This is a genomic window from Paenibacillus ginsengihumi DSM 21568 (assembly GCF_000380965.1).
Lineage (GTDB): Bacteria > Bacillota > Bacilli > Paenibacillales > NBRC-103111 > Paenibacillus_G > Paenibacillus_G ginsengihumi.
Genome location: NZ_KB905552.1, coordinates 21,670 through 36,257, shown reverse-complemented (window position 1 = coordinate 36,257; position 14,588 = coordinate 21,670). Strand labels below are relative to the sequence as shown.

At 53.6% G+C, this 14,588-nt stretch carries 11 protein-coding genes and 1 other RNA gene; 2 read left to right on the top strand and 10 right to left on the bottom strand.

What is annotated here, in order from left to right; translation table 11 throughout:
- The first annotated feature begins 10 nt into the window (after window positions 1-10).
- On the top strand, window positions 11-1,003 hold the full coding sequence (locus F591_RS0104185) for an alpha-E domain-containing protein (protein ID WP_019533333.1): 993 nt from the start codon (window positions 11-13) through the stop codon (window positions 1,001-1,003).
- Window positions 1,000-1,893 (top strand): transglutaminase family protein, encoded by an 894-nt coding sequence (locus F591_RS0104180; protein WP_019533332.1) that lies wholly within the window; start codon window positions 1,000-1,002, stop codon window positions 1,891-1,893. The genes F591_RS0104185 and F591_RS0104180 overlap by 4 nt, the downstream gene beginning before the upstream one ends.
- A gap of 31 nt (window positions 1,894-1,924) precedes the next feature.
- Here F591_RS0104180 and F591_RS0104175 read toward each other — a convergent pair whose 3' ends face one another.
- From F591_RS0104175 to rnr, 10 genes are all read right to left on the bottom strand, one after another.
- A complete protein-coding gene (locus F591_RS0104175; protein WP_019533331.1) occupies window positions 1,925-2,806 on the bottom strand; it encodes a tetratricopeptide repeat protein in 882 nt (293 codons plus the stop codon).
- Window positions 2,807-2,904: 98 nt separating this feature from the next.
- The gene (locus F591_RS0104170; protein WP_019533330.1) at window positions 2,905-3,876 is read right to left on the bottom strand and encodes a carbohydrate ABC transporter permease; all 972 of its coding nucleotides are present in this window, start codon (window positions 3,874-3,876) and stop codon (window positions 2,905-2,907) included.
- Between the two features lie 219 nt (window positions 3,877-4,095).
- Window positions 4,096-5,208, bottom strand: coding sequence for a GerAB/ArcD/ProY family transporter (locus F591_RS0104165; protein WP_019533329.1), 1,113 nt, complete (start codon window positions 5,206-5,208; stop codon window positions 4,096-4,098).
- A 21-nt stretch (window positions 5,209-5,229) separates the two neighbouring features.
- Entirely contained in the window at window positions 5,230-5,472 is a 243-nt protein-coding gene (locus F591_RS0104160; RefSeq protein WP_019533328.1) for a hypothetical protein, read from the bottom strand.
- An 18-nt stretch (window positions 5,473-5,490) separates the two neighbouring features.
- Window positions 5,491-6,648, bottom strand: a complete 1,158-nt coding sequence (locus tag F591_RS0104155; RefSeq protein ID WP_019533327.1) for a Ger(x)C family spore germination protein — start codon at window positions 6,646-6,648, stop codon at window positions 5,491-5,493.
- Between the two features lie 33 nt (window positions 6,649-6,681).
- Window positions 6,682-8,199: a spore germination protein gene (locus tag F591_RS0104150; RefSeq protein WP_019533326.1), complete on the bottom strand. Its 1,518-nt coding sequence runs from the start codon at window positions 8,197-8,199 to the stop codon at window positions 6,682-6,684.
- A 185-nt stretch (window positions 8,200-8,384) separates the two neighbouring features.
- Window positions 8,385-10,259, bottom strand: coding sequence for a monovalent cation:proton antiporter family protein (locus F591_RS0104145; protein ID WP_019533325.1), 1,875 nt, complete (start codon window positions 10,257-10,259; stop codon window positions 8,385-8,387).
- A gap of 608 nt (window positions 10,260-10,867) precedes the next feature.
- Window positions 10,868-11,234: a transfer-messenger RNA gene (gene ssrA, locus F591_RS29995) on the bottom strand.
- A gap of 201 nt (window positions 11,235-11,435) precedes the next feature.
- Window positions 11,436-11,921 carry an SsrA-binding protein SmpB gene (smpB, locus tag F591_RS0104140; protein WP_019533324.1) on the bottom strand — a complete coding sequence of 162 codons (486 nt, stop codon included), beginning with the start codon at window positions 11,919-11,921 and terminating at the stop codon, window positions 11,436-11,438.
- 277 nt (window positions 11,922-12,198) lie between these two features.
- Window positions 12,199-14,586, bottom strand: a complete 2,388-nt coding sequence (gene rnr, locus F591_RS0104135; RefSeq protein WP_019533323.1) for a ribonuclease R — start codon at window positions 14,584-14,586, stop codon at window positions 12,199-12,201.
- Window positions 14,587-14,588 lie beyond the last annotated feature (2 nt).

The following is a 14,588-nucleotide window of genomic DNA, read 5'->3' as shown; positions in this document are numbered from 1 at the left end:
GGACGCATGCATGCTGAATCGAACGGCTGAAGCGTTGTTTTGGATTGGACGTTATATGGAGCGGGCGGAAAATCACGCCAGACTGATCGACGTGCATTATCATCTCCAAGTTGAGGACGATGCCGCGGACGGTCGCGCTCCGGACAGCGATGCAGACAACCGCCTGTGCAAATGGAGGCGCATCGTGGAGACGCTGGGCAGCCGGGAATCGTACGAGCAGCGCTACGGCGTGTATGCCGAGCAGGAGGTGCTGCGCTACGTCACGCTGGACCGCGAGCACGACAATTCCCTCGTCTGCTGCGTCAATCACGCGCGCGGCAATCTCCGCTCGCTGCGCGAGAAGCTGCCCTCCGAGCTGTGGGACGTCGTGAACGCGTTCTATCTGTGGCTCAGAGACAAGGAACCGGAAGATATGATGAAGGAGTCGCCGCATCTGTTCTTCGGCAAAATCAAAGAATGGACCTCCTTGTTCCAAGGGTTCGGGCAATCCGTCATGCCGCGCGAGAACGAGTGGCATTTCATCGAGTGCGGGCGTTATCTGGAACGGGCCGAAAACACGCTGCGCATTATCAAGACAGTCGGCGGCGCGGCCGGCGCGAATGACTTGAGCTCCGCAGGCGGCTATGCTTATTTGCTGGCCGTGCTGAAATCGTTAAGCGCCTATCAGCCGTTTCGGCGGTATTACGCGGACGCCTTCTCAGTCGAAGCGATTCTGGAATTTGTGATGCTAAATCGCGCGTTCCCCCGCTCCGTCCATTACGCGTTCCATGCGCTGGACGGCCATATGCGTCAGATCGAGCTGCAGGACAAACAGCTGCGCACGGCCCATGAGCGAATGATTCGCCAAGTGGGCAAGGTGAAGGCGGAGCTCGATTGTCTGGAGCGCGACGACCTCGCCGCGGACCGGAGCGGCGCGATCGTCGGGCACTGGATGGAATCGTGCCGCCAGCTCGGCCATGCGTTCGCCCAAACCTTCTTTCGACTGGGGGAGGTCAGCGCATGAAGCTCAGCATCTCCCACGTCACGCAATACGAGTACGATGCCCCCGCGGCGGACAGTGTCAATGAAATTCGGCTGACGCCGAGCACGAACGAACGCCAGTCATGCTACCATCAGGCGATAGCGATCGAGCCGAACGCTTCCCTCTTCAGCTACGAGGATTATTTCGGCAACCGGGTGCATGCCTTCTCCGTCAACGAACTGCATCGCAAGCTGACGATTCGGACACAGATGACAGTCGTCACCCGGGAAGAGCCCGCCCCCGGAGAGGCGCCGCGGCGAGCTGCCGGCAGACCGGCGCAGGAAGGCTGGCTGTGGCTGACGAGCGAGGAGGCGAAAAACCGCTTTGCCGAGTTTTTGCTGCCGACGGCTTATACGGCGATGACTCCGGAAATCGAGCGGTTTGCGCATTGTGTTGAAGCGGCGGCCGGCGAAGGCGGGCGAACGCTCAGTGTCCTAGGCTGGCTAGAAGCGTTGTCCGGCAAAATCCGCAGCGACTTCGCTTACGATCCGGAAGCGACGACCGTCACGACGAAGGCAGCCGACCTGCTGGATAACAAGCGCGGCGTCTGCCAGGACTTCGCGCATCTCATGATCGCCTGCAGCCGGGCGCTCGGGGTGCCCGCCCGTTACGTGAGCGGCTATCACTTCGTCGGCGACCTGCAGGGCGGCACGCACTTCGAGCAGGCGTCTCACGCCTGGGTGGAAGCCTACGTGCCTTGGCTCGGCTGGCGGAGCTTCGATCCGACGAACGAGACGCCGGTCGGGGAGCGCTACGTCAAGCTGGGCCACGGCCGCGACTATCACGATATCGTCCCGGTCAAAGGCGTATACCGCGGCAGCGGCGGCCAGGCGCTGAAGGTTACCGTCGACGTTAGGAAAGTCGAAGACTAAGGGGCCGCCATGCGGCCCGGATGGCCCCATTTTACAGCAAGCCCGCCAAACCGTCCGGGAGATCGAGTCTCGCCTGGCGGGCTTTGGCCGCATGCTTCTTAGCCAAGGCCTCGTTCGCAAATCCCGGTTCGTTCACATAAATGGAGGCCAGCTCGATATGAGCCTGCGGATAACCCCTTTCCCATGCCTCTTGAAAATAAGCGATCGCCGCGCCGACATCTTTGGCCGTGCCTAGCCCTTCGCGGTGAAAAATCCCTAGATTGTAAGCCCCGACATCGCTGCCTTCCTCGTAGTCAAGCCGGAAATAATGCAATGCCTTCTCCAAGTTCCCCAGGCTGTCGTGCAAGTATCCGAGCCACCCATAATGGGGAGAGCCCAGCCGCTCGCCCTCCTCGAAATGAACAAGCGCCTCGCCTATATTTTGCGGCACCAGCTCTCCGTCGTAATATATTGCCGCCAAGTTGTTGTGAGCCAGGGCGTTTTCGTTGTCTGCGGCTACGCCCAGCCAATACATCGCTTTGTCCGCATCCGGCACCGTCCCGATCCCGTGCTGATAGCACATGCCCAGACCGTTCATCGCGTAGGGATGACCCGCCTCGGCCCCCTTTTGATACCAATAAAAGGCTTTATCGTCGTCCCGATACCCCTCTATCGAAGAGTAGGTCTCCGCAAGATTGTTCATGGACGGGGGATAGCCTTTTTCGGCCGCAATCGTATCATAATGGATCGATCGTTCGACATCGCCGTTGTCGAGGGCTTCTAACGCCAGGTTATAGAGCGTCCTCACCAGCGTATGCTCGTCGATGCCGTCGGCTTCAAGAGCCGGTAACAGAGCGTAATCCAATAGACGCTGGCGTACGTCGTCCCCAAAGTAATAACCGGAAATTTCGTCCTCGGCATCCTCCAGGACCAACGCCGGATCAGCCCTTTTGAGCTTTCATCAGTTATTTTCCCTTTCTTGAATGGAAGATGGTTGAATGTTTCGTATCCTTGCGCAGTGCGCAGCGCTTCTTACCGGTGAGCTCCCTGCTTGCCGCCGGTCAGACGAACGATCAGGCCGAAAGCCAGCGATACGAACAATATCGCAAAGCCGTACACGACCCCGGCTGCAGAAGCGAAGCCTACGCGCGATTCCCCGCCGCCCCCGAACGCATAGCGGTAAATGTACACGTCCACCATATCGGTCGCGAAGGACGGGCCGCCGCCGGTCATCGATTGGACCAGGTCAAACACATGCAGCGCGTTGACGGCCGACAGCAATACAATGACACTCCCGACCGGAACCAGCAGAGGAACCGTAATATACCGAAAACTCTGAAACGGAGTCGCCCCATCGACTTTGGCCGCTTCATAGATATCCTTCGGCAATGTGGCAATCCCCGATAACCAATAGATCACTTTAATGCCGAAATACTTCCATATCCCGACGATCACGACGATGAGCAGAGCGGTATCCACGCTGCCCAGCCAATCGACCGGCGCGCTAAGCAGTCCGAGCTTCATCAACACTTCGTTGACCAATCCTTTATATGCCCCGAAAATAAAGCGCATCACCAGCCCTACGATAGCCGTTGTAGTGACGACAGGCAGAAAAAAGATCGTGCGGTAAGCAGTGGCCCCCTTGAGCCAGGAAGCGCTTAAGAGCAAGGCCAGCAGCAGCGCCAGAGGCACCTGGACCAGCACTAGAGACGACATATAAATAAAGCTGTTCTTGAATGCGTTCCAAAATAACGGGTCCACTAACGTTTCAACGAAATTGTCCCATCCGACAAATTCATCCATAGGGCCAATGCCGCTCCAATCGTAAAACGCGTATACATAACTCATGATCATCGGGTATAGGGTGAACGATAAATACAGTAATGCTTGCGGCAGCAAGAACAAATAGCACCACAGCCACCTTCTGGTCTTGAGAGAAACGGCTTTGCCGGCTGCCTTCGCTGCCGTGCCGCCGACGGTGTGATCGATCCTCGTGTCCTTCACAAAATCTCCTCCTTACCTGTGATTGTAACCGCTATCAAACCAACCATAAACGCGCCATTTTTGACTTTTGTAAGGGCTTTTTTTGAGGTGCAGCGCGATGATTCCGCCCTCGGGCGGCGCGAACCTCGATCCGCCGCGGCAAATGGGCCAAAACAAGCGACGCTCGTATCCCGGCATCGCTTGTTTTCTTCCAATCGCCACTATCCGGAAGATGCGGATTCACTTATTCGACAGCGCCTTTTTTAAGCCAATCCTCTTCCTCAGCAGATGAACAGCAACGACGATGAGCAATGGAACGGTAAATCCGCTAAATTTCCAAAGAGGAAGTATGACCGTAATATGCTCGGTCAATTTTGCTTCGCTTCTTTGAAAAATAAAAGCGAACATCATATTGAAGAAGGTCAGAGGCAGTATGAACACTTTCTCATCCTTTAATTTACATGTTTGGACAACTAACTGATTTAATATGAAGAGGGTAATGCAAGCTTTCATGTAGGAGCTTACGATCAAAACGAAGCCAATAATAAACTCTACCCGCTGAATAATCGGCTGCACGTCAATCATGCGTGCAACCTCTACCATCGAATACTTTCTTTCCCCGGCTAAAGGTCCGAAAACGAGAATGGTGGAAAGCGTGACCGTAATCAATGTGATCACGCTGATCCCGAACACCACCACCAGCTTCTTATGTAAACTCCCCGCCGGCCGACGAACAAAGGGCAGGAGCATGCCCAGCAGGACCGGTTCTGCGTGGGTGAAGCCAAAGGACATATAGGCGCCATGCAGTACAGGCTTGATGCCGTCAGGAAGAATAGGCAGCAGAAATTCAAACTGATAATTAGGAACGGACAACAGCAAATTTATGATCGTGAACAGCATCACAATGAAGATTAAAATAGCAAACATTCGGCTCATGACCTCGATCCCCGCTCGTACCGTGATGGCCACTGTGGCGAAGATAAAGATATCGAAGATGTATTGGGGAGTTTGCCTCATCAACGAGCTGTTTACAAATTTGCCGACTTCATGTACGATTCCCGTAGTCATCTCAAATAAGAGCGAAATAAAGGGAATCAGAATCGCGATGGCCGGCCAGGTTCCTAGCAGCGTCTGGCTATATTGGCAAAAGGACAACCCGGGATATTCCTTGTCCAAGTAAAGAACAAGCAGCAATTGAATCAGGGCGGCCGTGCCGGAGAGCAGCAGGGATATCCATACGCCGTTTTGGGCGAATCCGATTAACGGACCGGGAAGGTTGACAATGACAGAGCCCGTCAAATAAACAAAGAACAATACGATCAATTGTTCTTGACTGATGATGACTTTATTCATACGTGGATGCTGGCTCCTTTGCTAAGAAGTCTCTTCCAGATACCGGGCGATCATACGGCCCAAATCTTTATATAGCCATGCGGCGATATCCTGAAGGATCGGCATTCCCCATTCCCCGACATACTCAACGCCAAGATAAACTGAGACAATCACGCTCACCCCATAGGCGATCTTGTCGCGCGGCGCCATTTTTTCGGTATTGGCCAGATTATAGATGGTCAGGACCAAATAGCTCGAAATCACAACGACCATTTTCTCAACCATCCGTTCGCTCTCCTTCGCTTACTTGTCCTTTGAAAGCGGTTTGGGCGTTGCCGTTCCGCTATTCTTGATTTCGACATGGGCTTTAACCTCGATTTGAGCTTTCGCGAAACGCTCTTCCCAGTTGTTCCGCCAACGTTTCCATATAGCCGGATCTTTACGATAGATCCGGTCTCCTAATCCGATGAGGTCCAATTTTTTTTGCTTCATTCGGTTCAACGTTTTCGTTAAAGATTGTTCAATGGTCCGGGCGGCGGCTTCAGCCAACTTATTCTCGTCCTCCTGCGTTTTTAAATTCGCGCATCTCATCTCTCCAATGGCGGTCGAGAGGTGGACGAACACTTGAAGCTTGACAGCTTCGCCTTCCATGCGCGGTTTTAATCGGGAATGGAAGGATAATACTTCCAGGGAATTGCTTGCTTTGCTTGGCGCCTCGCACGGCACGCGAATCATTCCGCCCTTGTACTTGTTATGCAGCATTTGGATCATTTGCGAATCTTGCGGAGAAACAACCCCCTTCCACATTCCCTTTTTCAAGACGGCCATTCCGGTTGCCACCAGCCCTTCTCCCTGGTTTCCGCCTGCCGTGACGTAAGGGACAAGCGATATCCCCGTCTGGCTGCGAAGACCGACGAACAGATCAAGTAACGAAGTGTTGGTCGTTTTGTAATTGTAGCGATCGGAATTCTTGGAAATTTGCAGCAACTGTTGACTGACTGTTTTTTCGATAATCGGTTTCTTTTTCAAATATTGCGATGCTTTCCCGTGGGCGATGAAAAACGAAGAGCTCAGTCGGGCCTCATAATCCCGATAAAAATAATCCAGGATCTCGCTGATCGGATAAGTTTGCACTAACTGATCCTCGACGATGATCGCCTGCAAATGGCTCCACTGTGCTTTGCGCCCTACATGAAGGATAATATCCCGAATCCCGTCGTACATCGTGTTACCCTTCGTTTGCAAATTGACATAGGAAATCTCTCCGCCCGACTTTCCTTCCATCCCGCCGGAATGAATGGGCTTGTAGATTTGCACGGTAAGATCGACCAATTCATGATCGGCTTTGTCGATCGCCAGCCCCAAGATGAGGGAGCGATCCGTCAGTTCGATCCGGTCCCAGCAACCCGGCAACAACAGAACGCATGCGATCAAACAGCCGGCAAAGACGATTTTTCGCATAACCTGATCCTTCTTTCGACAAATGGCCTTTTATTATTTTTTCGCTCCGGATATTTGCTTGCTGCGCGATGCACGCATTAACATTTTTAACGGGGCCCGAATGAAAGTATCCAATAACTGGTTTGGCCGAAGCGGCGCTAATGGGTTCAGATAGGGCTGCCCGAGAGATCTGAGGCTCGTTAGATGCAGCAAGAGCCAGAGATAGCCGATCATCAGACCGAATCCGCCCAGAAATGTGCTTAAAATCATAAGAGGAATCTTGATGATTCTTAAAGCGGTTGCCATGTTGTATTGAGGAACGGCAAAAGAAGCGATCCCGGTTAAGGCAACGACCACGACCATCGTCGGAGAGGCAATACCCGCAGATATGGCCGCTTCGCCAATAACGAGAGCGCCGACAATGCTGATCGTCGCGCCAATCTGTCTGGGCAATCGCGCTCCCGCTTCCCGGAGAAGCTCGAAGAAAAATTCCATAATGGCCGCTTCATAGAATGCAGGAAAAGGAATTCCCTCCCGCGCATTCATAATGGCAAGCAGCAGGACGGTAGGGATCAATTCCGGGTGAAACGTCGTTAACGCAATATAGATGCTGGGCAGGCTGAACGCGATAAAAAAGGCCACGATCCTCATGAGGCGAATGAGGGAGGAGATGATACTTCTCTGGTAAAAGTCTTCCGCGGATTGATACATTTCCGTAAAAAGTCCCGGGCATATCAGAATCGAACCGGTGCCTTCGGTGAGCACGATGATTTTGCCATCCAGCATGGCCGCAACCGCGGTATCCGGCCGCTCTGTGTAGCGGTATTGAGGGAATGGGGAAAAAGTCGAGTCCTCCACCCACTCTTCAATATAAGAGGCGTCAAGAACATTCACCTTCTCCATCTTGGAAAGCCGCCTTTTAAGCTCCGCCAAAACCTCCATGTTCACGATATTGGCCAAATAAGCGATATTGATTTCTGTTTTGGTTTCTACCCCGAGCGTAAACTTTTCCAGTTTAAAATTGGGCGTTTTTAAACGCATGCGCAGCATGCCGATATTTTTTTGCAAGTTTTCTACGGTACTCTCCCGCGGACCATGAACGACGGATTCGGCAATCGGTTCGGTCACTTGCCTGGTTATCAGGGAAGCAAACTTGTAAGACAACGCTTGATTCCAACCGTCAAAAAAAATAAGAAGATGCCCTGTAACAATCTCATCTGCCGCTTCATTCAGATCGTCGATCAGCTTGGCAGATTGCGAGGAAATGCCGTGGTTGCCGAAAAAATGAATGACATCTTCAGGAGTGACAGATAGGGCAGGCCCTACTTCGTGAGGAACAAGGTCCTGAAGCGATGCCTTCATATAATTGACGGTCTTATCTTCAAATAACGATTCGAAATAGACGGAGTAGGCGGTATACCGGAGCTCCAGTCCAAAGCGCCACTGAAAAAAGGTTAAATCTTCGCAGTGTTCAAAATGCTTTTCGAGCCACTGTAAATTCGTCTCCAGCTCGGGTGAAATGGGTTGTATCTCTGTTTCTGAGCGGCTACCGTCCAAGCTCGTTTGGTTCATAGGTTAACCTCCAGAAGAAAGAACTGTCGCTCTCATTATTTTCAAATCGGACCAAATTTATTAATACCTGGACGAAGTTGTCGTGGAATGGAACTGTTGCAGGGGCGCCTGTCAGAAAAGCGGAGCGAAGGACGCCCTAAATACGAAAAAGCGGCCCGATTAGGCCGCTTGTCCTGCATCGCCGCTTATTCCAGCTCCGCCTTGAGCGCTTGAATCGATTCCGCGCTGCCGCTGACCAGTAGACGGTCCTGCGCAAGCAGCTGCGTCGCTCCGTGCGGAACGATGAACGATTCTCCGCGATAGATCCGCAGAATCAAGGCATCGCCGAGAAAAGGCAATTCCTTGAGCTGCACGTTATTGTATTTCGGATTCTGAACCGTGATTTCCTGCAAGGAGTCGTCCTGGGTCATCAGCATTACGGCGCTCGGATACTGAATCAGCCCTTTGAGCAGCATCCGGGAGGCGAACAGCGTCGAGAAGACGTTGAACGCCTCGGCTTGCAGCGACTGGATGAGTTCCGGGCTCTCCGCCCGAACGATAATCTTGTCGATGCCCAGGGACTTGGCCTTTCGGGCCAGCTTGGCATTCTGAAGCTCGTCCATGGAGCCGAATACGATCACATCGGTATTAAACGCGCCTGCCTTTAGCAAGGTATCCGCTTCTAAATCGGAAACGACGGTAAGCGGAAACCGTCCGTAGTCCTGCTTGGATTGTTCGTCCCCAACCGAAGCGTCTGCGCTGTATATTGCGATGTCAAATCCGTCTTTCAGCAAATCCTGAGAAACCGGCAGCGTCACGTGATTGGCTCCGATCAAGGAGGCCCGCACCCGCGCGCCCTGCGCTCTGGGCACCTGCTTATTAAAGAGCACGGGGAAAAGCAGGCAGTTGATCACGCAGACCAAAATCACGGCCCCCTGCAGTTCGGCCGAAATAATCCCTAATTCATACGCTACGGAAGCCGCGGCGATCACCAGGCTCAAGGTGCTGGCCATCAGCAGACCGCCGGAAGAAGCGTATTTGAAGCGGAACCAGAAGCCGAGCAGCAGCGTAGGAACATACCGCGCCACAAAAATAAGTCCGATCAGCAGCGGAATGAGCAGCACAATCTTCCAGTCGGTGACCAAGGCGGGAATATCCAGGTCAACCCCGACCATGATGAAAAAAATCGGAACGAGAAACCCGTAACCGAACGACTCCAGTTGATGGACCATCTCGCGCGAAGGCCGCAGCAGAGATACGATCACCCCGGCCAGGAAAGCGCCGAGAATACTTTCCACGCCAAGCGTCTCGCTAAGCACGACAAGCATGAGAATGAGCGCGAAGATTGCGCGCGTGCCCAACTGGGCCGTGCCTCCGCCGCTAATCCTGCTGATGAATCTGGAACGCATGAACCGGGCGGCAAAACGGTAGATCACGAAGACGAGCACGAAGAACAAGCCGAGCAGCCATAAGCTCTCCGTACTGCCGGCCTGCATGCTGATATACACGCCCAGCAATATCATGGTGATGAGATCGGAAAGGATCGTAATGAGCAGCAGCGTTTGTCCGTAAGCGTGCTCCAGCAGTTTTTTCTCTTTTAATACCGGCACGACCACCCCGAGGGAGATCGAGGCAATCATGATGGTGAACAAGTAAGGCTCGGTAATATAGTTTAATTGCTGCAAAAATACCGCACAACCATAAGAGACAGCCGCGATCAGCAGGAAGACGATACTCGACAGCAACAGCGGGTTCGGCGGCTTTCTCTTGCTCAGCTCGTCCTTAAAATGATCCTTCGGCAAGTTGTCCAAAATCGCCCGCGACGTCTTTTTCGGCTTGAAGAGGGACACGTCCAGTTCAAGCCCGCTCAAAAACATAAGAAAGATCAGCCCCAACGTCGAAAGCTGGCTAACCCACCCCTCCGGCACAATAAGATTGAACCCGGATTTGCCTATGATCAGCCCGACGAAAATCTCGGCGACCACCACGGGAATGACCCGCAGATTGAAATATTGCAGCGCGATAGGAACCAAAAAAGCAAGGGCTACAACAAGCAACAGGGATGTCAGATCGTTATGCATGATTGCTCCTTCCGTTCAAATTTTTTCTTAATATTACCTTGTTTTAGTTAAGGAATGCAAAGGGAAGATGCAGAAAACCATTCCGGAAAAGCGATTTATTTGATCCTGAATTTCGAAAGTATCGTACCTTGAAAATATGAAAAGGGCTCCAAATCTTTGGTAGAATGGTGTTTGCCCAAAACAACATCACCCAAAGAGAGGAGCACCTTTTCAAGCACCCTTTACTTTGTCATAATAAGGTTACATTGAACCCGTGATTTATCACGTTGAAGAATTTGATCCCAGAAGAGTAGTCCTTGTGACTGCTCTTTTGTCGTAATTAGTGATGTTCTGCATAGAATAATAACACATTGAACCCGTAGCAAAATGCTACGTTATTCTTGATCAAGGAGTCCCTTATTTTAGGGGGCTCCTGTTTAAGTTCAGTTTACCATTGTCAAGAGATGCGGTGATCCTTATCATCCATCAATTCACCAACCCTTTTTACAAAAACCGAACGACATTACAGTTCCGTACCACCCCGTACAGCATCAGAAATATTTCTTATTCAGTTTAATATCTGCTTTTATAGATTGCAAAAAGCACCCTTTTGGGTGCTTTTTCAAGTATTATGGAGACGAGGGGAGTCGAACCCCTGTCCGAAGATAACGCCACACAGGCTTCTACGGGTGTAGTCACAGTTTTGATGTCACTCGAGCGAACGCCCCGTAACCGGCTTTCACTCAAGTCAGCCTGATTGTCTTCTTCAGCCAGCCCCAGGCGGAGACTGGACAGCGTATCCCACTAAGGTTGAGCCCCTATCCCGGCACATGGGCGATGCAGAGTAGGAGCACGCTCACAGGTTATTAAGCTGCGAAAGCGTAGGATTGTTGTTGTTTGCCATTTAATTTGGCGTTAGCGTTGATGAAGTGGACGCGTCCCCACTACCCGCAACCCATGCTCGAACTATCCCCGTCGAATCCTAAGAACGTCCCCGCATGAGAAGCTTCCCGCTGGGAAGAGACGGGAAGCCAATAATGAAAAAGGTTATGAAGAAAAGCATCTGCTGTTGCTCTCGATGCTATTTCATTATACCACATTTTCGAGCAAAAAGAATATCGAAGTGATGGAATCTGAGGTCTCTATGCCCAGTATTGGCATAGCATTCACCCGGAACACCGGGAAGCCGCCGTCCGATTATCGGGCGACCTTCTGCTTCTCGCGGAGCGCACGCTGGATGTCCCGCTGCGCATCGCGCTTGGCTGCGCTCTCCCGCTTGTCGTATTGCTTCTTGCCTCGGCCGATGCCGAGCAGCAGCTTGGCGTATCCGTTGCGCGTGTACACCTTGAGCGGCACAAGCGTATAGCCTTCCTGCTTGACCGTTCCGAGCAGCTTCATGATCTGCGACTTGTGCAGCAGCAGCTTGCGGGCCCGGGTCGGGTCCGAAGGATTGTGCCGGTTGCCCTGCTCGAACGGGCTGATATGCATATTGTGAATGAACGCTTCGCCGTTGCGAATCGTCGCGAAAGCGTCGCTGATGTTGGCCTTTCCCTGCCGGAGCGACTTGATTTCCGTTCCTGTCAGGACAAGGCCGCACTCATACGTATCCTCTATAAAATAGTCATGGGACGCTTTCTTGTTCTGCGCAAGCAGTTTCCCTTCGGTCGTCGATTTCTTGCTCATCGGAACTGCACTCTCCTTCCCTGCCTACAAACCGGTGCACATTCAGGGATGGAGCTTATTTTACCAACTACGCGGCAAGAAATCAAGGGGCGCCACACCGAATGCTCATCGAATGCAGGGCGCATGCAATGATGCCCCGGCCGCAGTCCTTAAGCCGCTAAGAGCCCGCGCCAGACTGCCAAGGCAGCACAGGCGGCATAGGCGGCACAGGCGCGAGCCGCGGCCCGCTCCCGCCGGCGCCGCGCCCTCCGGCGAAGCGCCAGCCGCCCCGCTGCGGCTAGCGCTTCGCCGCGCGCTTCCGCTTCCGCTTCGCCCCGGAAGCGGCAGGCTCCGCCGCCTTCGCAGCGCCCTTGCGGCTAACCGGCCGCTGCGGGATCGCCACGACGGCGGCTCCGCCCTTGCGCGGCTTCCGTCCGCCGCCGCGCGCAGTGATCGCGGCGGCGGACGCTCCGCCGCGGCCCTTGCGGCCGCTGCGCTTGCCCTTGCCCGCCGCGTTCAGCGCGTCGACAAGGCTGACCTTCTGCGGCCGCGGCTTCATATTCACCATCTCGAAATCGATGGTGCGCTCATCCATATTGACGCGGGAGACGCGTACCTTGACCTCGTCGCCCAGGCGGTAAATCCGCGACGTCCGCTCCCCGATCAAGGCATGCTGCGCTTCGTGGAAATGGTAATAGTCGTCCGTCAAATTGGACAGGTGAATAAGCCCCTCCACCGTATTGTCCAGCTCGACGAACAGGCCAAAGCTGGTCACGCTGCTGATAATGCCATCGAACTCTTCTCCGACCTTGTCGAGCATGAACTGCGCCTTCTTAAGCGACTCCGTCTCCCGCTCCGCATCGACCGCCACCCGTTCCCGCTCCGACGATTGCCGGGCGATATCGTCCATCCGCGAAGCCAAATAGTCCTGCCGTTCATCCGTCAAAACACCGGAATCCAGCACCTCGCGGATCACGCGGTGAATGACCAGGTCCGGATAACGGCGGATCGGCGAGGTGAAATGCGAATAAAATTCCGCCGCCAGGCCGTAATGACCGAGGCTTTGCGAATCGTACTTCGCCTGCTTCATGGAGCGCAGCATCACTGTGCTGATGACCGTTTCTTCCTTCTTCCCCTTGATCTCTTCCAACAGCGTCTGCAGCGCCCGCGGATGTACCGTATTGCCCTTGCCCCGCACGACATATCCGAAATTCGTAATAAACTCCAGAAAATGCTGCAGCTTCTCCGCATCCGGTTCCTCGTGAATCCGGTACAGGAAGGGCACCTTCAGCCAATGAAAATGTTCCGCCACCGTCTCGTTCGCCGCCAGCATGAATTCTTCGATGATCATTTCGGCGATCGACCGCTCCCGCTTCACGATATCCGTCGGCTTGCCATTCTCGTCCACCAAAACCTTTGACTCCTGGAAGTCGAAATCGATCGCCCCGCGCCGCATCCGCTTCGCGCGCAGCTTCATGGCCAGCTCTTCCATAAGGCGAAAATCGCCCAGCAAGTAAGAATACTTCGCCTGCAGCTCGGGCTCCAGCTCTTCCTCCGTCAGCAGCTTGCGGACATTCGTATAAGTCATCCGTTCGCAAGTCCGAATAACGCTCGTAAAAATATCGTGTCGCACAAGGTTCGCGTTCTCGTCGAACTCCATTTCGCACGACATCGTCAGGCGGTCCACCTGCGGATTCAACGAACAGATGCCGTTCGACAGCCGGTGCGGCAGCATCGGAATGACTCGGTCGACGAGATAGACGCTGCAGCCGCGGTTGTAAGCTTCCCGATCGAGCGCCGAGCCTTCCTTGACATAATAGCTGACATCGGCGATATGAACGCCAAGCAGGTAATGCCCGTTCGGAAGCAGTTCCACATTGACGGCATCGTCCAAGTCCTTGGCATCTTCTCCGTCGATCGTCACAATGCGCTTATGCCGCAAATCGCGGCGTCCCTTCAGCTCTTCCTCCGCAATCGTATCCGGCACCGCTTCGGCTTCTGCCATGACCTCGTCCGGGAACGTTTCTGGCAGCTGATGCTTGCGAATAATCGACAGGATGTCGATGCCGGGATCGTTCTTGTGACCGAGAATCTCGATCACTTCGCCTTCCGCCGCCGCCCGGCCTTCCGGGTAGTTGACGATTTTGACGACGACCTTATGCCCGTCCATCGCCCCATGGAAGGAATGCTTCGGTACGAAAATATCGCGAATCACCCGCTTGTCGTCCGGAATGACGAAGCCGTATTCCTCATGCGATTGGAACAAGCCAACGATTTGCGTATTGCCGCGACTGACGACGCGCACAACCTCGCCCTCCAACCGGCCGCCGTCCCTGCTTTTCGAGTTGATCCTAACCAGCACGATATCGCCGTTCATCGCCGTGCCCATGTCGTTCGCATGAATATAGACGTCCGGATGATCGCGATCCTCCGGAATGAGGAATCCGAAGCCTTTGGCATGCGCCTGCAGCTTCCCCCGCAGCAAATTCATCCGCTCCGGCACCCCGTAACGGTCATTCCGCGTCCGCAGAATGAGGCCTTCCCCTTCCAGCTCGTTCAGCAGCTTCAGAAACTGCTTGAACTCTTCTGCGTTCTCCGTCTGAAAATGCCGATTCAATTCGTTATACGTCATCGGCTTATACGCCGTTTCCTTCATAAATTCGAGCAATTCTTCTCTAGTTACCATTC